Origin of the sequence: Streptomyces sp. cf386, assembly GCF_900103585.1 — a bacterium.
GTDB lineage: Bacteria > Actinomycetota > Actinomycetes > Streptomycetales > Streptomycetaceae > Streptomyces.
On sequence record NZ_FNHV01000006.1, the window covers coordinates 216,326 to 236,234 of the forward strand.

Annotated in this window: 20 protein-coding genes; 9 read left to right on the forward strand and 11 right to left on the reverse strand. The window is 69.5% G+C overall.

All coding sequences use genetic code 11. The annotated features are described in order from the left end of the window. Window positions 1-49: 49 nt before the first annotated feature. Window positions 50-967 carry a 1-aminocyclopropane-1-carboxylate deaminase/D-cysteine desulfhydrase gene (locus BLU79_RS17325; RefSeq protein WP_093906940.1) on the forward strand — a complete coding sequence of 306 codons (918 nt, stop codon included), beginning with the start codon at window positions 50-52 and terminating at the stop codon, window positions 965-967. A 29-nt stretch (window positions 968-996) separates the two neighbouring features. On the opposite strand, the gene BLU79_RS17330 is transcribed toward BLU79_RS17325, so the two are convergent. Further along, window positions 997-2,592, reverse strand: coding sequence for a Na+/H+ antiporter (locus tag BLU79_RS17330; RefSeq protein ID WP_093906676.1), 1,596 nt, complete (start codon window positions 2,590-2,592; stop codon window positions 997-999). A gap of 150 nt (window positions 2,593-2,742) precedes the next feature. Between BLU79_RS17330 and BLU79_RS17335 the strand changes: the two genes are divergently transcribed. The 3 genes from BLU79_RS17335 (at window position 2,743) to BLU79_RS17345 (ending at window position 4,835) form a co-directional block, all read left to right on the forward strand. Beyond that, the gene (locus BLU79_RS17335) at window positions 2,743-3,003 is read left to right on the forward strand and encodes a UBP-type zinc finger domain-containing protein (RefSeq protein WP_093906677.1); all 261 of its coding nucleotides are present in this window, start codon (window positions 2,743-2,745) and stop codon (window positions 3,001-3,003) included. Window positions 3,004-3,273: 270 nt separating this feature from the next. Then, window positions 3,274-3,687: an ATP-binding protein gene (locus BLU79_RS17340; protein WP_004925829.1), complete on the forward strand. Its 414-nt coding sequence runs from the start codon at window positions 3,274-3,276 to the stop codon at window positions 3,685-3,687. Between the two features lie 17 nt (window positions 3,688-3,704). Next, entirely contained in the window at window positions 3,705-4,835 is a 1,131-nt protein-coding gene (locus BLU79_RS17345; RefSeq protein WP_177001075.1) for an RNA polymerase sigma factor SigF, read from the forward strand. 35 nt (window positions 4,836-4,870) lie between these two features. On the opposite strand, the gene BLU79_RS17350 is transcribed toward BLU79_RS17345, so the two are convergent. Further along, window positions 4,871-5,320, reverse strand: a complete 450-nt coding sequence (locus BLU79_RS17350) for a hypothetical protein (RefSeq protein ID WP_093906679.1) — start codon at window positions 5,318-5,320, stop codon at window positions 4,871-4,873. Between the two features lie 410 nt (window positions 5,321-5,730). Between BLU79_RS17350 and BLU79_RS17355 the strand changes: the two genes are divergently transcribed. Together BLU79_RS17355 and BLU79_RS17360 are read left to right on the forward strand one after the other, a co-directional pair. After that, window positions 5,731-6,699 (forward strand): diacylglycerol/lipid kinase family protein, encoded by a 969-nt coding sequence (locus tag BLU79_RS17355; protein ID WP_093906680.1) that lies wholly within the window; start codon window positions 5,731-5,733, stop codon window positions 6,697-6,699. A 319-nt stretch (window positions 6,700-7,018) separates the two neighbouring features. After that, the gene (locus tag BLU79_RS17360; RefSeq protein ID WP_016639615.1) at window positions 7,019-7,276 is read left to right on the forward strand and encodes a WhiB family transcriptional regulator; all 258 of its coding nucleotides are present in this window, start codon (window positions 7,019-7,021) and stop codon (window positions 7,274-7,276) included. Between the two features lie 253 nt (window positions 7,277-7,529). Here the strand turns inward: BLU79_RS17360 and BLU79_RS17365 are convergent, their stop codons facing one another. Together BLU79_RS17365 and BLU79_RS17370 are read right to left on the reverse strand one after the other, a co-directional pair. Next, the gene (locus BLU79_RS17365; protein ID WP_093906681.1) at window positions 7,530-8,996 is read right to left on the reverse strand and encodes a sensor histidine kinase; all 1,467 of its coding nucleotides are present in this window, start codon (window positions 8,994-8,996) and stop codon (window positions 7,530-7,532) included. A gap of 433 nt (window positions 8,997-9,429) precedes the next feature. Next, the gene (locus BLU79_RS17370; protein WP_093906682.1) at window positions 9,430-10,071 is read right to left on the reverse strand and encodes a TetR/AcrR family transcriptional regulator; all 642 of its coding nucleotides are present in this window, start codon (window positions 10,069-10,071) and stop codon (window positions 9,430-9,432) included. Window positions 10,072-10,168: 97 nt separating this feature from the next. On the opposite strand from BLU79_RS17370, the gene BLU79_RS17375 reads away from it, so the two are divergent. Then, window positions 10,169-10,921, forward strand: coding sequence for an SDR family oxidoreductase (locus BLU79_RS17375; protein WP_093906683.1), 753 nt, complete (start codon window positions 10,169-10,171; stop codon window positions 10,919-10,921). A gap of 124 nt (window positions 10,922-11,045) precedes the next feature. On the opposite strand, the gene BLU79_RS17380 is transcribed toward BLU79_RS17375, so the two are convergent. Continuing rightward, complete coding sequence (locus tag BLU79_RS17380; RefSeq protein WP_093906684.1) at window positions 11,046-12,134, reverse strand: SIS domain-containing protein; 1,089 nt, start codon at window positions 12,132-12,134, stop codon at window positions 11,046-11,048. Between the two features lie 304 nt (window positions 12,135-12,438). Between BLU79_RS17380 and nagB the strand changes: the two genes are divergently transcribed. Beyond that, the gene (gene nagB / locus BLU79_RS17385; RefSeq protein WP_093906685.1) at window positions 12,439-13,224 is read left to right on the forward strand and encodes a glucosamine-6-phosphate deaminase; all 786 of its coding nucleotides are present in this window, start codon (window positions 12,439-12,441) and stop codon (window positions 13,222-13,224) included. A gap of 63 nt (window positions 13,225-13,287) precedes the next feature. Here the strand turns inward: nagB and BLU79_RS17390 are convergent, their stop codons facing one another. The 6 genes from BLU79_RS17390 to BLU79_RS17415 form a co-directional block, all read right to left on the reverse strand. After that, window positions 13,288-13,818: a hypothetical protein gene (locus BLU79_RS17390; protein ID WP_093906686.1), complete on the reverse strand. Its 531-nt coding sequence runs from the start codon at window positions 13,816-13,818 to the stop codon at window positions 13,288-13,290. Then, complete coding sequence (locus BLU79_RS17395; RefSeq protein ID WP_093906687.1) at window positions 13,815-14,063, reverse strand: helix-turn-helix transcriptional regulator; 249 nt, start codon at window positions 14,061-14,063, stop codon at window positions 13,815-13,817. The genes BLU79_RS17390 and BLU79_RS17395 overlap by 4 nt, the downstream gene beginning before the upstream one ends. Window positions 14,064-14,130: 67 nt before the next feature. Beyond that, complete coding sequence (locus BLU79_RS17400; protein ID WP_093906688.1) at window positions 14,131-15,630, reverse strand: glycoside hydrolase family 3 protein; 1,500 nt, start codon at window positions 15,628-15,630, stop codon at window positions 14,131-14,133. Between the two features lie 9 nt (window positions 15,631-15,639). Next, window positions 15,640-16,470, reverse strand: a complete 831-nt coding sequence (locus BLU79_RS17405; RefSeq protein ID WP_093906689.1) for a carbohydrate ABC transporter permease — start codon at window positions 16,468-16,470, stop codon at window positions 15,640-15,642. Then, window positions 16,467-17,453 carry a carbohydrate ABC transporter permease gene (locus BLU79_RS17410; RefSeq protein ID WP_093906690.1) on the reverse strand — a complete coding sequence of 329 codons (987 nt, stop codon included), beginning with the start codon at window positions 17,451-17,453 and terminating at the stop codon, window positions 16,467-16,469. The genes BLU79_RS17405 and BLU79_RS17410 overlap by 4 nt, the downstream gene beginning before the upstream one ends. Window positions 17,454-17,556: 103 nt before the next feature. Beyond that, a complete protein-coding gene (locus BLU79_RS17415; RefSeq protein ID WP_093906691.1) occupies window positions 17,557-18,834 on the reverse strand; it encodes an extracellular solute-binding protein in 1,278 nt (425 codons plus the stop codon). A gap of 307 nt (window positions 18,835-19,141) precedes the next feature. On the opposite strand from BLU79_RS17415, the gene BLU79_RS17420 reads away from it, so the two are divergent. Further along, window positions 19,142-19,906 carry a GntR family transcriptional regulator gene (locus tag BLU79_RS17420; protein WP_093906692.1) on the forward strand — a complete coding sequence of 255 codons (765 nt, stop codon included), beginning with the start codon at window positions 19,142-19,144 and terminating at the stop codon, window positions 19,904-19,906. Window positions 19,907-19,909: the final 3 nt, after the last annotated feature.

The following is a 19,909-nucleotide window of genomic DNA, read 5'->3' on the forward strand; positions in this document are numbered from 1 at the left end:
GTACCCTCGCGGCGCCGCGGCCCCCGTGTCTCCGGGCGACAATGGGCAGGTGACCAGCCCCGACGCCGTGCCCGACCCGACCGCCGCTCTCCGGCCCCGGCTCCCCTCCCCCGTGCAGGAGGTGGCCGACGAGCGGTTCGGCCGTCGAGGTGTCCGGCTGGTCCTGAAGCGCGACGATCTGATTCACCCGGAGCTGATCGGCAACAAGTGGCGCAAGCTCGCGCCGAATCTGGCCGCTGCGGCGGGGCACACCGTGGTCACCTTCGGCGGCGCCTACTCCAATCACCTGCGCGCCACCGCCGCCGCGGGACGACTCCTCGGACTGCCCACCGTCGGGGTGGTGCGGGGCCAGGAGCTGGCCGACCGGCCGCTCAACGCTTCGCTGGCGCGCTGTGTGGCCGACGGCATGCGGCTGCACTTCATCGACAGGTCGACGTATCGGCGTAAGGCCGAGTCGGCGACGTTGGCGAGCGTTCTGCGCGGTATCGGCGCCGAGGACGCGTACGTCGTACCCGAAGGCGGCAGCAATGACCTTGCCGTACGAGGGTGCCAGGCGCTCGGTGCGGAGTTGCGTGGGTCGGCCGATGTGGTCGCGGTTGCCTGCGGTACGGGCGGGACGTTGGCGGGGCTCGCTGCCGGGCTCGACCCCGGTCAGCGGGCCTTGGGCGTGCCCGTTCTCAAGGGGGGCTTCCTGGGTGCGGACGTGCGGGAGTTGCAGGTCTCGGCGTTCGGGGGGCCTCGGGGCGACTGGCGCCTGGACGAGCGGTTCCACTTCGGGGGGTACGGCCGTACGACCCCTGGGCTGGAGGCCTTTGCCGCGGACTTCGAGGAGCGGCACGGGGTGGCAGTCGAACGTCTCTATGTCGCCAAGTTGCTGTATGGGCTAGTCGTCCTTACCGAAGAGGGCGCCTTCTCGCGCGGGACGGTGATCGCGGCGGTCGTCACGGGCGCTCCTTTCAGCGAGTGACCAGGCCTCACTGAACCTGTGACCAGCCCTCACTGGGCCTCCCGATAGGCCGCCGCCTCCTCCAGATCGAGCCTGCGCAGGAGCGTTCGCAGCATCTCGTCGTCGATGTAGCGGCCGTCCCGCAGCCGCACGAACACCGCGCGCTCGGCGCCGATCACGTCGCGGGACAGACGGCGGTAGGTGTCGTCGACGGACTCGCCGGTGACGGGGTTGGCCTGGCCCAGGCGTTCCCAGACGGAGTTGCGGCGGCGTTCCAGGACCGCTCGCAGACGGTCTGCGAGGGGCTCGGGGAGGGCGTTGCGTTCGTCGGAGAGGAGTTCTTCGAGGCGTCGTTCGGCCACGCGGGAGGCCTGCGCCTGGGCGTTCGCCTCGGCGAGCGTCTCGGCCTGGGTGTCGCGGGCGGGGAGCTTCAGGGCGCGGATCAGCGGGGGCAGTGTCACGCCCTGGACGACCAGCGTGCCGATGACCGTCGTGAAGGTCAGGAAGAGGATGAGGTTGCGCTCGGGGAACGGCTCGCCGCCGTGCACCGTGAGCGGGATCGAGAAGGCGATCGCCAGTGAGACCACGCCCCGCATGCCGGCCCAGGAGATGATGAACGGGCCCTTCCAGGTCAGAGGCCCCTCGCGCTCGCGGATCCGCGCCGACAGCATGGGCGGCAGGAAGGTCGCCGGGTAGACCCAGACGAAGCGCGAGACGACGACCACCGCGAAGACGGCGATCGCGTACCAGGCGGCGCGGCTGCCCTCGTACTCGCCAAGGCCTTTGAGCACCACCGGCAGTTGCAGTCCGATCAGCGCGAACACCGCCGACTCCAGCACGAACGCGACCATCCGCCACACCGCCTCCTCCTGGAGCCGGGTGGCGAAGTCGACCTCCCACGCGCGGTGTCCCAGGAACAGCGCGACGACCACGACCGCCAGCACACCGGAGGCATGCACCTGCTCGGCGGCGGCGTAGGCGACGAACGGGATCAACAGGGAGAGCGTGTTCTGCAGCAGCGCCTCCTTGAGGTGCGTGCGCAGCCAGTGGATCGGCACCATCAGCACCAGCCCGACGACAACGCCGCCGACCGCGGCGAGCAGGAACTCGCCGATGCCGCCGGCCCAGGTGGCGCCCTCACCGACGGCGGCCGCGAGGGCGACCCGGTAGGCGGTGATCGCGGTGGCGTCGTTCACCAGGGACTCGCCCTGCAGGATCGTGGTGACCCGGGACGGCAGGCCCACCCGGCGTGCGACGGCCGTCGCCGCGACCGCGTCCGGGGGCGCGACCACCGCGCCCAGCACCAGCGCCGCGGTGAGGGGCAGGCCCGGGACGACGAGATACGCGATCCAGCCGACCGCGAAGGTCGCGAAGAGGACGTAGCCGACCGACAGCAGCATCACGGGCCTCAGCTGGGCCCGAAGATCGAGGTACGAGCTGTCCGTCGCCGCGCTGTGCAGCAGCGGGGGCAGCACGAGGGGCAGGACGATGTGCGGGTCGAGGGTGTAGTCGGGCACGCCCGGCACGTAGGAGACGGCCAGTCCCGCGGCGACCAGCAGCAGCGGCGCCGGCACGGGCGTCCGCCGTGCCGCCGCGGCCACGACCGCGCTCCCCGCCACCAGCAACAGCAGCGGCATCACGTCCATACGCCTCGCCCACCCATCACCGCTCGCCCGAATCCGCGCCGCCCAATCGGCGACCCGTTCATGGTCTTCGCCCGCCGTCGTTCATCGTCACCGCAGCCCGCCCTCGATTTTCCGCGCCCTCGCGCGCGTGGCCGTCGTAACCTGGCAATCATGAAACAGTGCACGCACGCCGACACGCTGCCGCACCCGGAACCCGATCCGCTCAGCGAGACGTGTCCCGAGTGTCTGGCGGAGGGCTGGCACCCGGTGCAACTGCGGTTGTGCCTCATCTGCGGTCACGTCGGCTGCTGCGACTCCTCGCCGGGACGGCACGCCACGGAGCACCACAAGCAGTCCGGGCACCCGATCATGCGGACGTTCGAACCCGGCGAGGCCTGGCGCTGGTGCTTCGTCGACCACGTACTCGTGTGACGGGGACGTACGCTGGACGACTGAGGATCCGGACGGTTCGACCGTCTGACGCCTGGGTACGTCAAACCGGCGCCCGCTCTTCCCAATTGGGCCCGCAGACCCCCTAGCCACGGAGCGTATCCGTGTGTTTACTATGAGTGACAGCAAGGGGTTGGGGTCCTGGGGACAGGAAAGTTAAAGGCGCGATAGCGTCACCGCTGAACCACACATCGCGTTACCCCGGGGGGCAACCCTCGGCCCCGAGAAGCTTGTACCACCTTGGAGGTGAGGGTGTCCCAGATCGCAGGCGAGCCCGCGACCCAGGACTTCGTGGAAGTCCGGCTGCCGGCTGCGGGTGCCTACCTGTCGGTGCTGCGTACGGCGACTGCCGGTCTCGCGGCCCGTTTGGACTTCACCCTCGACGAGATCGAGGACCTGCGCATCGCGGTCGACGAGGCCTGCGCGATCCTGCTCCAGCAGGCCGTGCCCGGCTCGGTGCTCAGCTGCGTCTTCCGACTCGTCGACGACTCGCTCGAGGTCACCGTCTCGGCCCCGACCACGGACGGCCACGCCCCCTCCAGGGACACCTTCGCCTGGACCGTCCTGTCCGCCCTGGCGGGCAAGGTCTCCTCCGCCGTGGACGAGGACAAAACCGTTTCGATCAGCCTCTACAAACAGCGCGGCGCGGGACCCGGGCCGGCGTGAGGAACGGGGACGGGCCGGTGCGGGACGAAGAGCGCGGCACACGGGAGCTGCCGGAAAGCACTCCCCCCTGCTCGGACGGAGCCGAGAGTCTGGGGGCGGGCCCGAGCGGCCCGAGCGGATCCCGACGCATGGTCGACGGCATCGACGGCATCCCCGAGCAGGCCCGGCCGCACCCGGAGGACGACTCCGTGGAGGCCGGCCCCCTGGCCGACGGACGAGATGACGAAGGTGCCGTGCAGGGCGCGCCTCTGGGCGGGCGGATCGGGGTCTCCCCTGCCCGAGTAGTGGCGAGGGCTCGGGAGAGGGCGACGGGCAGGACGATGAGCGAGCACGAGCGAAACGCCGAGGACGGGGCGATGGGCGCCCACAGCGCGCAGGCCACACAGCACGACCCTCAGGACCGCAGCGGGGCGCGCGCCCTGTTCATCGAGCTGCGCAAGCTGAAGGACGGCAGCCCGGAGTACGCGGAGCTGCGCAACAAGCTGGTCCGTATGCACCTGCCGCTCGTCGAGCACCTCGCGCGCCGCTTCCGCAACCGCGGCGAGCCGCTCGATGACCTCACCCAGGTCGCCACCATCGGTCTGATCAAGTCGGTGGACCGCTTCGACCCGGAGCGCGGCGTCGAGTTCTCGACGTACGCGACCCCGACGGTCGTCGGCGAGATCAAGCGGCACTTCCGCGACAAGGGCTGGGCGGTGCGGGTGCCGCGGCGCCTCCAGGAGCTGCGCCTCGCTCTCACGACGGCCACCGCCGAGTTGTCCCAGCAGCACGGCCGCTCCCCCACCGTCCATGAGCTCGCCGAGAAGCTGGCGATCTCGGAGGAGGAGGTCCTGGAGGGCCTGGAGTCCGCCAACGCGTACTCCACGCTGTCCCTGGACGTCCCCGACACGGACGACGAGTCCCCCGCGGTCGCCGACACCCTCGGCGCGGAGGACGAGGCGCTGGAGGGCGTCGAGTACCGCGAGTCCCTGAAGCCGCTGCTCGAAGACCTCCCGCCGCGCGAGAAGCGGATCCTGCTGCTGCGTTTCTTCGGCAACATGACCCAGTCGCAGATCGCGCAGGAGGTCGGCATCTCCCAGATGCACGTGTCCCGGCTGCTGGCCCGCACACTGGCTCAGCTGCGGGAGAAGCTGCTGGTGGAGGAGTGACGGCTTCCTGAGAACCGATCGTTCTCAGGAACCGGTCACTGCTTCTGATCCGGTGCGCTGCCGGGCCCGCGGATCCCGAGGGCCTGCGTCGTTGCCGGGTTGACGAGGAACACGAGCGTGGCGATCGCGACCACGGCGATCGCGATCCCCGCCGGGATGGCGATGCTGTCGGCCTGCAGCAGGCTGTAGGCCACCGGCAACGCCAGAATCTGCGTGATGACGGACGGCCCCCGGCTCCAGCTGCGCTGAGCGAACAGCCCCCGAGCAGCGAGCAACGGCAGCAGCGCGAGCACGACGAGCGTCACCCCCAGGGTGACGGCCTGCTGCCGATCATCCGGGTCACCGGTGAGCCCCCGCACAAGCACCCAAAGGCCCCCGACGGCGAGCCCCAGCCCTTCAAGCGCGGTGAGCACCGCGGCATACGTCAGCCGCCGCGGGCGCGGACCGGTGGTTTCCGGGGTGGTGGGGGTCTGCTCCTTGGTCACACCTGAAGGGTAGCCCCAGGCAACATCGCCCTCCCCGCCAGCACCTGTCCGAGGCCAGGTCAGGCATTTTCAGCCCGTCCGGCGTTTGAGGACGAGCTCCCACCATCCCTAGCCCCCACCCACCCGCCGGGGGCGAATCCGTTGAGCGACGGCGACGTCTCCGCGCCGGCCCAGGCATTTCAGCCCGTCCGGCGTTTGAGGACAAGGCCCCTTAAGGGCCGAAGAGGGGGTCTGGGGGCGGCAGCCCCCAGCAGGGGCCCGCACCAACGCCGGGCACCCCCGAAAACCAGCCGCACCAAACCCATGGCCAAGCCGACGCAGTCCCCCCGTGTCGAGACTCACGCCCGATCTCTTACTAGATCCCAACCTCGACCTGTGCCCGGTACCCCCCAGTAGGTACGCTGCCAGTCATGCGTGCACTTCTCGTGGTCAATCCGGCAGCAACCACCACAAGCGCACGTACGCGCGATGTCCTGATCCATGCGCTCGCAAGCGAGATGAAGCTCGAGGCGGTCACCACCGAGTACCGAGGCCACGCCCGCGACCTGGGCCGGCAGGCGGCCGAGAGCGACGACGTCGACCTGGTGGTCGCCCTCGGCGGCGACGGCACGGTGAACGAGGTCGTCAACGGACTCCTCCACAACGGCCCCGACCCGGACCACCTCCCCGGCCTCGCCGTGGTCCCCGGCGGCTCCACCAACGTCTTCGCCCGCGCCCTCGACCTGCCGAACGACGCCGTGGAGGCGACCGGCGCCCTGCTCGACGCCCTGCGCGAGGGCAGCGAGCGCACGGTCGGCCTGGGGCTCGCCTCCGGCACACCGGGCACGGAGGACGAGGCGGTTCCGGGACGCTGGTTCACCTTCAACGCGGGGCTCGGCTTCGACGCCGGCGTGGTCGGACGCGTCGAACAGCAGCGCGAACGCGGCAGAAAATCCACACACGCTCTCTACGTCCGCCAGGCCCTGCGCCAGTTCTTCGGCGAGGCGCACCGCCGCCACGGGACGATCACCCTGGAGCATCCGGACGCGGAGCCGGTGACCGATCTGGTCCTCTCCATAGTCTCGAACACATCGCCGTGGACCTTCTTGGGCAATCACCCGATGTACGCGTCGCCTAAGGCCTCGTTCGATAAGGGACTCGACGTACTCGGTCTCAGCCGTATGACGACCGCCGCGGTTGCCCGATATGGCACCCAGTTGCTCACTTCGTCCCCCGAGCGCGGCCCCCATGGCAAGCACGCCGTCTCCCTGCACGACCTGGACCAGTTCACCTTGCATTCGAAGGTCCCGTTGCCCCTTCAGATGGACGGCGACCACCTCGGGCTGCGTACGAGCGTGACGTTCACAGGCGTACGCCGTGCACTGCGTGTGATTGTGTGAGCGGAACGGGCGAAAGTCCTTTCACTCGAACGTTTAGGCCAGGATCCACCCCATGGAAGTACGGCTGTGACCTAGTCGACACCGAGGAATCAAAAAAAACTTTCCGGAAGGGGTTGTATCCGTCGCTGAGGTTTGCGAGTCTCTACGTGGCGATCGGGACGGCCCGCAACACCAGCCTCCACAGATCACCGGAACCCCTCTTCGAATCACAGGACCTCGCCAGGGAACCTGACGGTCGGCCCTTCACTTGTTGAGGGATTCGTGAAAGCGTTCACATTCACAAGCAACTTGCACGTAATACCAAGGAGAGGTAGCAGCCATGGACTGGCGTCACAACGCCGTTTGCCGCGAGGAAGACCCCGAGCTCTTCTTCCCCATCGGCAACACCGGTCCTGCGCTGCTGCAGATCGAGGAAGCCAAGGCCGTCTGCCGCCGCTGCCCCGTCATGGAGCAGTGCCTGCAGTGGGCGCTCGAGTCCGGCCAGGACTCCGGCGTCTGGGGTGGTCTCAGCGAGGACGAGCGCCGCGCCATGAAGCGCCGCGCCGCCCGCAACCGGGCCCGTCAGGCCTCCGCCTGACAACACCCGCCCCACAAGCCTGAGCTTGGCGGCGCGTACAGCGAGTACGCATCTCCCGCCCCCGAGCCGCAGCGCGCAGTACCCCCGATGCGCAGCGAATGCTGGCAACGAGCATGTTGAGCCCCAGCCCCCTGAACGGGCTGGGGCTCTTTGCTGTTCAGAGGCCTTCAGGTGCGGCGCCGTGGGTCCTCGTGAACGAGCGTCATCGGGGCGACCTGGCACGGCAGTTGGTCTCGATGCCCCTCGCCGACTCCTACTTGTGGGCCCGCACCGGGATGTCGAGGATCACCCGGGTCCCCCGCTCCGGCGCCGGGACCATGTCGAAGGTGCCGCCCAACTCGCCCTCCACCAGGGTTCGTACGATCTGCAGGCCGAGGTTGCCCGCGGTGTGCGGGTCGAAGCCCTCGGGGAGGCCCACGCCGTCGTCCTGGACCGTGACCAGGAGGCGGGACTGCTTCGTCGTACCCCCACGGACCGCCGAGACCTCGACGGTGCCGGTCTCGCCCTCACGGAAGCCGTGCTCCAGGGCGTTCTGGAGGATCTCGGTCAGGACCATCGACAGCGGGGTGGCGACCTCGGCGTCCAGGATGCCGAAGCGGCCGGTGCGCCGGCCGTGGACCTTGCCGGGCGAGATCTCGGCGACCATCGCCAGCACCCGGTCGGCGATCTCGTCGAACTCGACGCGCTCGTCGAGGTTCTGGGAGAGGGTCTCGTGCACGATCGCGATCGAGCCGACGCGCCGTACCGCCTCTTCGAGGGCTTCGCGGCCTCGGTCGGACTCGATGCGCCGGGCCTGGAGGCGGAGCAGGGCGGCCACGGTCTGGAGGTTGTTCTTCACCCGGTGGTGGATCTCCCGGATGGTCGCGTCCTTGGTGATCAACTCGCGCTCGCGGCGGCGCAGTTCGGTGACGTCCCGGAGGAGGACCAGCGAACCGATGCGGGTGCCCTTGGGGCTGAGGGGGATGGCGCGGAACTGGATGACCCCGTCGCCCGACTCGATCTCGAAGTTGCGGGGCGCCCAGCCGCTGGCGACCTTGGCGAGCGCCTCGTCGACCGGGCCGTGGGTCGGGGCGAGTTCGGCGGTGGTCATGCCCAGGTGGTGGCCGAGGAGGTCGGCGGCGAGGCCCAGGCGGTGGTAGGCGGACAGCGCGTTCGGGGAGGCGTACTGGACGAGGCCCTCGGCGTCGAGGCGGATCAGGCCGTCGCCGACGCGCGGCGAGGCGTCCATGTCGACTTGCTGTCCGGCGAACGGGAACGAGCCGGCCGCGATCATCTGCGCGAGATCCGAGGCGCTTTGGAGGTACGTCAGCTCCAGGCGGCTCGGGGTGCGGACGGTCAGCAGGTTGGTGTTGCGCGCGATGACACCCAGGACGCGCCCGTCCCGGCGTACCGGAATCGACTCGACGCGGACCGGCACCTCCTCGCGCCACTCGGGGTCGCCCTCCCGCACGATGCGGCCCTCGTCGAGCGCGGCGTCCAGCATCGGGCGACGACCGCGCGGGACGAGGTGGCCGACCATGTCGTCCTGGTACGAGGTCGGGCCGGTGTTGGGCCGCATCTGCGCCACGGAGACATAGCGCGTGCCGTCGCTGGTGGGGACCCACAGGACGAGGTCGGCGAAGGAGAGGTCGGAGAGCAGCTGCCACTCCGAGACCAGCAGGTGGAGCCACTCGAGGTCGGAGTCGTCGAGGGCCGTGTGCTGGCGTACGAGTTCGTTCATGGAGGGCACGTGGCGAGCGTACCTGGCGGTACGGACATGGCTCGAAACCAGCCACCTCGGAGGGGTTCCAGTGCTTGGAACGGCCCCGGAAACACCCGCGGGCCGCGGCGCCTGAGAGGGACCCTCAACCCTCCCGGCACCGCAGCCCGGAGCAATATCGGCCGTGGGGTGTGCGGTCCCGGTCGGCCGAAGGATGAGGAGCCGGGGCAGTCAGGGCAGAGAGCTCCGGTTCCTCGGTCCGCCTTCCTGTGCGGGGAAGACGGAAGTCGGTGCGTTCTTCTCCTACGCACTCCTTCGCAATTGTGGACTAGACCACTCTCGTGTGTCCATGCGTTGGAGCCTGTTTGCTGTTGACGCTTCTTCGCGGGCTCCGACCAGTCGAACAACTAGTAGGACGCCCTGGCATCCATCACGCAGCCTAACCCGTGTGGGTTCATGTGCGGGGCCAGTTGGCCATGGCAATTTCCGCGAGTGCCTCCAGTTCCTCCCGGCTCGCCCCGTCGCGCGCCTGTTGTGACATGCCCTGGATCATCGCGCCGGCGTGCCGGGCGAGGACGGCGGCGTCGGTGCCGGGCGGGAGGGCGCCGACGGCGATGTCCGCTTCGATACGGCTGCGGATGGCGGCGATGTTGGCGTTGCGCCGCCCCCGCAGGGACTCCTCGACTTCCGGCGTCGAGCAGTTGGTCGCCGCGTGGACGACGAGACAGCCGTGCGGATGGGCCGGATCCGTGTACTCCACGGCGGCCTCGCGCAGCATCCGCGCCACGGCGCCGCGGGCGGTGGGCTCCTCGGCGAGGGCACGATCACTGAAGGAGCCGTACCGCACACCGTACTCGCGGACGACCTCCTCGAAGAGGGACTGCTTGTCGCCGAAGGCGGCGTACAGGCTGGGGGCGCCGATGTCCATGACGCGGGTGAGATCGGAGACGGAGGTCGCCTCGTAGCCGCGCTCCCAGAAGGCGAGGATCGCCTTCTCCAGTGCGGTCTCACGGTCGAAGGAGCGGGGACGACCACGGGATTTGGACGCCGGACGGGCCTTCGCCCCGGTCTCCTCGGACTCCTTGCTGCTCACCATGGGGTGCATTTTATAGCGGGCGCTAGACAAATGTCGGCGGCGTGATCTACGGTCATTTCTGTAGCGACCACTAGAGAATTGCGAAGGGGGCGCCGGCATGGGTGCGCTTGCGGGCAGGACGGCTCTGGTCACGGGGGCGAGCAGGGGGATCGGGCGAGGAATCGCCGAGCGGCTGGGGCGCGACGGCGCGCGGGTCGGCGTGCACTACGGCAGGAACGAGGCGGCTGCGAAGGAGACGGTCGCCGCGATCGAGGCGGCGGGCGGCTCGGCGTTCGCGATCGGCGTCGAGTTGGGGCGGCCGGGAGACGCGGAGGCGTTGTGGGAGGAGTTCGACCGGCACGCGGAGGGGGTGGACGTGCTGGTCAACAACGCGGGGATCGGCACATCGTCGTCCCTGGGTCAGATCGACGAGGAGGAGTACGACAAGGTCTTCGCGGTGAACGTGAAGGCACCCCACTTCATCGTCAAGCGCGGCCTCGGCCGACTGCGCGACGGGGGGCGGGTCATCAACATCTCCTCGGGGCTGGCGCGCACTGCGGCGATGCCGGACCTGATGGCGTACGCCATGACCAAGGGGGCGCTCGACGTCTTCACGCGTGACCTGTCCAAGGTGCTGGGCCCTCGCGGAATCACGGTGAACTCGGTGGCGCCGGGGATCATCGACACGGACAACACCGCCGAGCTCCTGCACGGCACCGAGGACGGGTGGGCGCAGGCCGCCGCGTTTTCGGCGCTCGGCCGGGTGGGCGAGACGACCGATGTCGCCGATGTGGTGGCGTTCCTGGCGTCGGACGCGGGGCGGTGGGTGACGGGGAGCTGGGTGGACGCGACGGGCGGCTCGCTGCCGTAGCGGCCCGCCTTCGGGAACACCGCGGTGGGGACAGTGCCCTGGGGGCACCGTCCTAGGGGCACCGCCCTCGGGGCACCATCCTGGGGACACCGCCCTCGGGGACAACGACCCCCGCCCCACAGGGTCAGCGCGTCTCCGTCACCTTGGCCAGCGCTCGCGGCGCGTCCGGGTCCTGCCCTCGGGCGATGGTGACCTCGTAGGCCAGGAGCTGGAGCGGAAGGATCTCCAGGACCGGCTGAACCTCCTCGGCCACGCTCTCGGTGGGCAGGACGAATCCGGCCGAGGCCTGTTCGACCTGGTGCCGGGGGCCGATGACGACCAGGTCGGCGCCGCGGCCACGGAGTCGGTCCAGAACCGGCTGGAGGGCCTCGCCGCCCTTGCCGTCGGTCACGACCGCGATGACCGGGGAGACGTTGTCGACCATGGCGAGCGGGCCGTGCAGGAGGTCGGCGCCCGAGTAGGCGAGCGCCGGGATGTAGCTGGTCTCCATCAGCTTGAGGGCGGCTTCCTTGGCCGTGGGGTAGCCGTAGCCGCGGGACGTGATCACCATGCGCTCGGCGAAGCGGTAGCGGGCGGCGAGGGTGCGGATCTCGTCCTGCCGGGCGAGCAGCTTCCCGGCGAGGTCCGGGAGTACCCGGGCGGGAGCGCCGTCGTCTCCGCGCAGGCCCTCGACGAAGAGGTACAGGGCGAGAAGGGAGGCCGTATAGGTCTTGGTCGCGGGGAGGGCCCGCTCGGGTCCGGCCATGATGTCGAGGTGGTACTCGGAGACGCCGGCCAAAGGGGAGTCGGGGTTGTTGGTGACCGCGAGCGTGATCGCACCGGCCGCTCGGGCGGCCCGGGTCGATGCCACCAGGTCCGGGGAGCCGCCGGACTGGCTGACGGTGATGACGAGGACGTCGGTGAGGTCGGGGCGGGCACCGTAGGCGGTGGTGGTCGACATCGAGGTCAGGCCGCAGGGCAGGCCGAGGCGGATCTCCAGGAGGTACTTGGCGTAGAGCGCGGCGTTGTCGGAGGTGCCGCGGGCGGTGAGCAGGACGAAGCGGGGCGTGCGGGCGGCGATCTCCTGGGCGACCTTGCGGATGGCGGGGGCGCCCTCGGAGAGGATCCGGCGCAGCACGGTGGGCTGTTCGGCCATCTCGCGGGCCATGATCCGGCCGGGTACGTCGTTGTGGGGGGCGTGCGGGTCGGGAGGGTACGGGGTCGTGGTGGTCATGGGGCCCTTCCTGCTCTCGCGCCGGTCGTGCCGGGCTGCCGTGCCCGTCTGGGCGGGCTCTCGCGTTCGCCCTGCCGGGTGCCGTGGGCCGGCGGAGCGCGTCTGTCGCTTCGGACGGACGGTTTCGGACGGACAGTCTCCATTCCACTCCCCCACGGGGAATGACGCCTGCCCGAAGGTCTCCGGAAATGTCCACGGGGCTTGAGTTCATCTGGGCCCGAGAGCGCCGCTCTGTTAGATTGGTCTAAACCACATGCCCGTTCAGGGTGCCCTTCGAGTCCCTCTTCAGATCGGCAGGCCCAGCGTGGAAGTTGTCATCGTTCCGGACGCCAAGGCGGGTGGCGAGCTGATAGCCGAGGCCATGGCCCAGCTGCTCGGGCGCAAGCCCGGCGCACTGCTGGGCGTGGCCACCGGGTCGACGCCGCTGCCTATCTACACGGCGCTCGCGGCAAAGGTGCGGGCCGGTGACGTGGACGCCTCTCGGGCGCGGATCGCTCAGCTCGACGAGTATGTGGGGCTGCCCGCCGAGCATCCGGAGTCGTACCGCTCGGTGCTGCGGCGCGAGGTGCTGGAGCCGCTCGGGGTCGGGATGGACGCGTTCATGGGGCCGGACGGTACGGCCGAGGACGTCCAGGGGGCGTGCGAGGCGTATGACGCGGCGCTGGCCGAGGCCGGGGGCGTTGATCTGCAGCTGCTCGGGATCGGGACCGACGGGCACATCGGGTTCAACGAGCCGTGTTCGTCGCTGGCTTCGCGGACGCGGATCAAGACGCTGACCGAGCAGACCCGGGTCGACAACGCGCGGTTCTTCGACGGGGACATCGAGCAGGTTCCGCATCACGTCATCACTCAGGGGATCGGCACGATCCTGGAGGCGCGGCATCTGGTGTTGCTGGCCACCGGTGAGGGCAAGGCGGACGCGGTGGCCGCGACCGTCGAGGGGCCGGTCGCGGCCATATGCCCGGCCTCGGCGCTGCAACTGCACCCGCATGCCACGGTCGTCGTCGACGAGGCCGCCGCGTCGAAGCTGAAGCTGGCCGACTACTTCCGGCACACCTTCGCCAACAAGCCGGAGTGGCAGGGGATCTAGGGCCTGTCCGGCGGATCAGGCCCCAGGGCCCCCGGCCTTCGGCGAGGTATGCCGGGGGCGGCTCTAGAGAGTGGTCGTCTCGTCCTCGGTCGGCTCGTCCTTGGCGGTCAGGCCGGCCACCCACACCGGCATCAGGAAGTGGACTACGAGGACGCCGACCAGGGCGGGCGGCGCGTAGGTGCGGAGGGTGTCGCCGTCGACCGCTCCCGCCGCGAACAGGCCGATCACTGCCACGGCCAGGAGGCAGGTCGTCGCGCGGTGGGCGCGGGCGAGCACCTGGCTCCGTTCGGCCAACTGCCGCTCGTCCAGGGCGCGCTCACGCAGTTCCAGCAAGCCTCGGGTGGCGCCGTTGATCAGTCCTTGCGCCACCATCCAGGGCAGCAGGAGCACCACCCCGGCGACGGCGGCCCATATCGGCTCCGCCCGCGAGACGCAGAAGTGCGTGAGCAGCGCCACGATGGCCGTCGTCAGCGCGACATGCGCGACGACGACCCATCGCCGACGTGCGGCCGTGGCGCGTAGCTGCCGACCTCGGGGGTCGTTCATCACCCGCAGCATGCTCCGGTCGTAGCGCGTCATCTGCGTGGTCGTCATGACTGTTTCCTCCCGTAGACCTCGTCCGTGAGCGGCCGGAACGGTTCGAGGGAGAACAGCGCCTCGACCGGCAGATCGAAGAACTTCGCGATCTTCAACGCCAGGTCGAGGCTTGGGTTGTACTGCCCCCGCTCGATGTAGCCGATGGTCTGGTAGTGGGCTCCCACTGCCTCGGCCAGGCCCTGGCGCGACACCTTGCGTTCGGCACGCACCATGGCCAACCTGTTGTGCACCTGCTCGCTCATGTATAAGAAGTACTACATTTGGAGGAAGGGCTGCAACCGGCACGAGTCGAGTGACGCGCCGGTGGCCCTACGCCCCGGTGATGACCTCCGCTGCCGCCCGCCCGCATACGCGCGCCGCGCCGTGCGTGGTGATGTGCAGGGCGCCGCGGGGTTTCGCCTGCGGGACGCCCATCTCGACCACGATCGTGTCCGGGCGGGAGCGCAGCAGGGTGTCGAGCGCCGCCGCCATCCAGGGGTGGCGGTGTTCGTCGCGGACGACGGCCACGATGCGGCGGCCGGCCGCTGCCTCCAGAGCCTCGCGCCCCGCCTCCTCCCCCGTGAAGCTTCCCGTCTCGGTGCCGGGGAGCAGGTGGGCCAGTTCGGCGGCGACGCCCCAGGGGGTCTCGTCGCCGACCGCGATGTTCGCGACCGGGGTGAAGGCGGCGACGTACGGCGGTTCGGTGAGGGGGGTGACGGACCCCGTGGCCACCGCTCCCCCCGCGCCGGTCAGCCGCAGGGCGCGGCGGGCGGCGACGAGGCCCACGTCCGAACGTGAGTCGGCCTCGGCCCGGGGAACGGTCGCGGTCCAGCGGGCCAGTTCGCGGACCCGTTCCGCGGCCTCCGCCAGCCTGGCCTCGGGGAGTTCGCCGGAGCGGACAGCCGTGACCAGGGCGTCCCGCAGGCGCCGTACCGTCTCGTCGTCCGCCAGGCCGCCGCCGACGCAGATCGCGTCCGCACCGGCCGCGATGGCGAGGACGCTGCCGCGCTCGATGCCGTAGGTGGCGGCGATGGCCTGCATCTCCATGCCGTCGGTGACGATCAGGCCGGTGTAGCCGAGGTCGCCGCGCAGGAGGTCGGTCAGGACCGGGCGGGACAGGGTCGCCGGGTGGTCGGCGTCCAGGGCGGGGACGAGGATGTGCGCGCTCATCACCGCCCGCGAGCCGGCGGCGATCGCCGCGCGGAACGGGGAGAGTTCGCGGTCGGCCAGGACCGAGGCGTCCGCGTCGATGCGGGGCATGGCGTGGTGGGAGTCGACCGCCGTGTCGCCGTGGCCCGGGAAGTGCTTGGTGCAGGCCGCGACGCCGGCCGACTGGAGGCCGGTCACGTAGGCGGCGGTGTGGCGGGCGACCAGGGCGGGGTCGGCGCCGAAGGAGCGTACGCCGATCACCGGGTTGGAGGCATTGGAGTTCACGTCCGCCGACGGAGCCCAGTTGAGGTTCACCCCGCAGGAGGCCAGGCGGCGCCCGAGTTCGGCGGCCACCTCCCGGGTCAGCTCCACGTCGTCCACCGCGCCCAGGGCGTGGTTGCCGGGGAAACTGGAGCCGGTGCGCACCTCCAGCCGCGTCACATCACCCCCCTCCTCGTCGATCGCGACCAGCACGTCGTCGCGCTCGGCGCGCAACTGGGCCGTCAGCGCGGCCAGTTGCTCGGGAGAGGTGATGTTGCGGCCGAACAGGCCGACGGAGGCGAGGCCCTCGCCGAGGCGGCGCAGCAGCCAGTCGGGGGCGGTGGTGCCGGTGAAGCCGGGCTGGAGGACGGTCAGGGCATCGCGCGTCAGAGTGTCGGTGCCGCTGGCGAATGTCGTCATCGGGTGGCGTTATCCCTTCACGGCGCCGGCCGTCAGGCCGCTGACAGCCCTGCGTTGCAGGAAGACGAAGAGGATCAGGATCGGGATGGCGAAGAGGGAGGACGCCGCCATCGTCGCGCCCCAGTCATTGCCGAAGGCGGTCTGGAAGCTGGACAGCCACAGTGGCAGGGTCTGCGCCTCGGCCTCCTTGTTCAGCACCAGGACCAGGGGGAATTCATTCCATGCGGTGATGAAGCCGAAGAGCGAGGTGGACATCAGACCCGGCGCCAGCAGCGGCAGGATGACCTTGCGGAACGCCTGGGCGCGGCTGCAGCCGTCGACCATCGCGGCCTCCTCCAGCTCCCGGGGCACGGCGGCGACGAAGCCGCGCAGCGTCAGGATGGTGAAGGGCAGGATCATCATCATGTAGAAGACCGTCAGCGGCACGAGGCTGTTCAGCATCGAGGCGTCCCGGACGATCATGTACATCGCGATGATCATCACCTCCCAGGGCGCCATCTGGGCCATCATGAAGCCGATGACGAACCCGCGCCGTCCCTTGAACCGCATGCGGGCGAGGGCGAAGGAGCCGGCCAGCGCGACGATCAGGGCGAGGCCGACCGCGCAGAGCGTGACGATCAGCGAGTTGGTGACGTAGGTCCAGAAGTGGTCGACGCCGGTCGCCCGCTTGAAGTGGTCGAATGTGATGTCGGTCGGGAACCACACCGGGTTCTCCGAGATGATGTCGCCGGTCGGCTTGAAGGCCGTGGAGAACATCCAGTACACGGGGAAGACGAAGCCGATGAACAGGACGACGGCCGTGACGTTGGGCCACAGGCGGCCGAAGAGCGAGCGCTTCACAGCTCGTCCTCCTCTTGCTTGAGCACGATCCTGAGGTAGTACGCGGTCAGGCCGAGCAGGATCAGGATGGTCAGGACGGCGATCGCCGCGCCCATGCCGTAGTGCTGGTTGCCGACGCCCTCGATGTAGGCGTAGACGGGCAGGATCTCGGTGAGCCGGTCGGGGCCGCCGCCGTTGATGGTGAAGACCTGCACGAACGCCTTGAAGACCCAGATGATCTCCAGGAACGTCGTGGCGTAGAGGAAGGGCCGCAGGAAGGGCAGCGTCACCGTGGTGAAGCTCTTCCACGCGCCCGCGCCGTCCAGCGCCGCGGCCTCGTAGAGCTCGCCCGGGATGGTGGTCGTGGCCGCGTAGAGGTTGATCGCGACGAACGGGATCGACTGCCAGACGATCAGCACGGTCACCACGAAGAACGTCGACATCTGGCTGCTGGTCCAGCTGTAGTCGGCCATGGAGTGCCAACCCAGCTTGTCCAGGACCCAGTTGACGACGCCGAAGCGCTGGGCGAACAGCCACTGGTAGACGGTGGTCGCGGCGACCACGGGCATCGCCCAGGCCAGCACGAGCCCGATCAGCAGCGTGACCCGCATCCGCTTGCCGAGGCGGGCGAGCAGCAGGCCGACCAGGGTGCCCAGGATCATGATGAGGACGACGTTGACCGCCGTGAACAGGATCGAGCGCAGGGTGACGCGCCAGAAGTCCTCGCCGGTGAGGACCTCCTTGTAGTTGTCGATGCCGTTCCACTCGGTGACGTGCTGGATCAGCTGCGCCATGTTGAGGTTCTGGAACGACAGCAGGACGTCCTTCACCAGCGGCCAGCCGAGCAGCAGCACGGTGGCCGCGCAGGCCGGCAGCAGCAGGAGGTACGGGGTGAGCGCGCCGACGCGGGACGCGGCTCGTGGCCCCGGACCGGCCGGTCCGCTCGGGGCTTTCTCGACTACGTCCACCGGGCCGGAGGGCGGCCGTTCGGTCTGCACGGTCATGCTCGCGATCTCTCTTCTCGACCTACGTACGTAGGACCCGCGTACGGTCGCCGGGGCGGGGGGCGGCATGCGCATCCCCCGCCCCGGCGCGAACCGGGCGCCGTTACTGCTGCTGCGACAGACGCTTGTTGAACTCGTCCTCGACCTGCTTGGCCGCTTCAGCCGGCGACTTACCGTTCAGCACGGCGGTCATGTACGTCTTGACCGGGTTGGGCGCGTTCTCCACGGCCGCCCACTCCGGGATCAGCGGCGTGGTGCCACCGCCCGCGGCGGCCGGTGCGGCGGCCTCGGCGACGACGTTGCCCTTGAGGTTGGTCTGGAGCGACTCCTTGTTCGGGATGACGCCGTTGAGCTTGGCCAGCTCGCCCTCGTACTTGTCGGACAGGGCGATCTTCAGGAACTCCTTGGCCAGCTCCTGCTTCTTGCTGCCCGCGGCGACAGCGAGGTTGGAGCCGCCGAGGAAGACGCCCTCGGGCTTGTCGGCCGTGGCACCCGGGATGGTGAAGTAGCCGATCTCCTTCTCGATCTTCTTGTTGGCGGCGATCGCCGTACCGGCTTCCCAGCCCATGCCGATGAAGGCACCGACGTTGCCCTTGGCGAAGACCTCGGCCTGCTGCGGGGTGGCCTCGTCCTTGTCCTTGGGCGCCTCGGACAGCGCCTGGAACTTCTTGTACGTCTCCATGGCGGCGGCGACCTTGGGGTCGGCGAGGTTGGAGACGTACTTGTCGCCGTCCTTCTTCACCAGCTCGGCGCCCTCACCGATGGTCAGGCCGACGAAGTGGTACCAGTTCTGGCCCGGCAGGTAGATCGGCTCGGCGTCGGTCTTCTCGCCGATCTTCTTCAGGTCGTCGTAGAACTCGTCGCGGGTCTTGGGGGTGTCCTTGATGCCCGCCTCGGCCCAGACCTTCTTGTTGTAGATGACGACGCGGTTGGCGAAGTACCACGGGGCGGCGTACTGCTTGCCGTCGAAGACGGAGGACTCGTTGAGGGACTCGGTCCAGTCGGCGCCGATCTCGGTCTTGAGGTCGGCGAGGTCGGCGAGGCCGCCGGTCTTGGCGTAGGCCGGGGTCTGGGTGTTGCCGATCTCGAAGACGTCCGGCGGGTTCTCCTCGGACAGGGCGGTGGTCAGCTTCTGCTGGATGCCGTTCCACTGCTGGATCTCGAACTTGACCTTGGCCTTCGTCTTCTTCTCGAAGGCGGTCTGGACGTCCTTCTGCCACTGGTCCGGGGAGGAGCCGTCCATCACCCACACCGTGAGCGTCTCGCCCGCGTAGCCGTCCGCTCCGGCCTTGTCCCCGCCGTCACCGTTGTCGCCCCCACACGCGGCCAGGGAGATCATCATGCCCGCGACACCGATCGCGGATATCAGCTTGCGCTTCACGCCACCCTCCTCAGGGATGCCCACACCTCCCGCCCATGGGCCGGGACCTGGACCAATGGTGTAGACCAGTAGGGGGGAGCTTGGACCAGACCAGGAAGCGTGTCAAGGGTGGCCGAATAGCCCCTGACCAGCCGTTATGGGACCTACATATGCAGGAACCTTTAAGTAAGAAGGCAGCGAAATCTCCGGCGCCGGAGTACTCTCGTCCGCTAGACCACCTGGCGCTGTGGACTAGACCAAAAGAGGCGGCGACGGTATACAGAAGGGATCACGATGTGACCCGCATCCGGAGCCGGGAAGGCAGGCCATGAGTACCGACGTCAGCAGTGCGGAGAACGAGGGCGGGGCAGGCGTACGGACCGCGCGCGTGCCCAAGTACTACCGCCTGAAGAAGCACCTGCTCGACATGACGGAGACACAGTCGCCCGGCACCCCGGTCCCGCCCGAGCGCACACTGGCCGCCGAGTTCGACACCTCCCGCACGACCGTCCGCCAGGCCCTCCAGGAACTCGTCGTCGAGGGGCGCCTGGAGCGCATCCAGGGCAAGGGCACCTTCGTCGCCAAGCCGAAGGTCTCGCAGGCCCTCCAACTCACCTCGTACACCGAGGACATGCGCGCCCAGGGCCTGGAACCGACCTCGCAGCTGCTGGACATCGGCTACATCACCGCCGACGACCGCCTCGCCGACCTGCTCGACATCACGGCCGGCGGCCGGGTCCTGCGCATCGAGCGGCTGCGCATGGCGAACGGCGAGCCGATGGCCATCGAGACGACCCACCTCAGCGCGAAGCGCTTCCCCGCTCTGCGCAGGTCCCTCGTCAAGTACACCTCCCTCTACACCGCGCTCGCCGAGGTCTACGACGTCCATCTCGCCGAGGCCGAGGAGACCATCGAGACCTCCCTGGCCACCCCGCGCGAGGCCGGCCTGCTCGGCACGGACGTGGGCCTGCCGATGCTGATGCTGTCCCGGCACTCGCTGGACCGGGACGGGCAGCCGGTGGAGTGGGTGCGGTCGGTGTACCGGGGGGACCGGTACAAGTTCGTGGCGAGGTTGAAGCGGCCTCAGGAATGAACC

Bases quoted from the DNA above. Each gene is read 5' to 3' on its own strand.
- BLU79_RS17370 (WP_093906682.1), bottom strand. From the start codon at position 10,071: ATGGTGAGCAGCAAGGAGTCCGAGGAGACCGGGGCGAAGGCCCGTCCG.
- BLU79_RS17360 (WP_016639615.1), top strand. From the start codon at position 7,019: ATGGACTGGCGTCACAACGCCGTTTGCCGCGAGGAAGACCCCGAGCTC.
- BLU79_RS17330 (WP_093906676.1), bottom strand. From the start codon at position 2,592: ATGGACGTGATGCCGCTGCTGTTGCTGGTGGCGGGGAGCGCGGTCGTG.
- BLU79_RS17335 (WP_093906677.1), top strand. From the start codon at position 2,743: ATGAAACAGTGCACGCACGCCGACACGCTGCCGCACCCGGAACCCGAT.
- BLU79_RS17410 (WP_093906690.1), bottom strand. From the start codon at position 17,453: ATGACCGTGCAGACCGAACGGCCGCCCTCCGGCCCGGTGGACGTAGTC.
- BLU79_RS17400 (WP_093906688.1), bottom strand. From the start codon at position 15,630: ATGACGACATTCGCCAGCGGCACCGACACTCTGACGCGCGATGCCCTG.
- BLU79_RS17375 (WP_093906683.1), top strand. From the start codon at position 10,169: ATGGGTGCGCTTGCGGGCAGGACGGCTCTGGTCACGGGGGCGAGCAGG.
- BLU79_RS17355 (WP_093906680.1), top strand. From the start codon at position 5,731: ATGCGTGCACTTCTCGTGGTCAATCCGGCAGCAACCACCACAAGCGCA.
- BLU79_RS17365 (WP_093906681.1), bottom strand. From the start codon at position 8,996: ATGAACGAACTCGTACGCCAGCACACGGCCCTCGACGACTCCGACCTC.
- BLU79_RS17395 (WP_093906687.1), bottom strand. From the start codon at position 14,063: ATGAGCGAGCAGGTGCACAACAGGTTGGCCATGGTGCGTGCCGAACGC.
- BLU79_RS17420 (WP_093906692.1), top strand. From the start codon at position 19,142: ATGAGTACCGACGTCAGCAGTGCGGAGAACGAGGGCGGGGCAGGCGTA.
- BLU79_RS17380 (WP_093906684.1), bottom strand. From the start codon at position 12,134: ATGACCACCACGACCCCGTACCCTCCCGACCCGCACGCCCCCCACAAC.
- BLU79_RS17390 (WP_093906686.1), bottom strand. From the start codon at position 13,818: ATGACGACCACGCAGATGACGCGCTACGACCGGAGCATGCTGCGGGTG.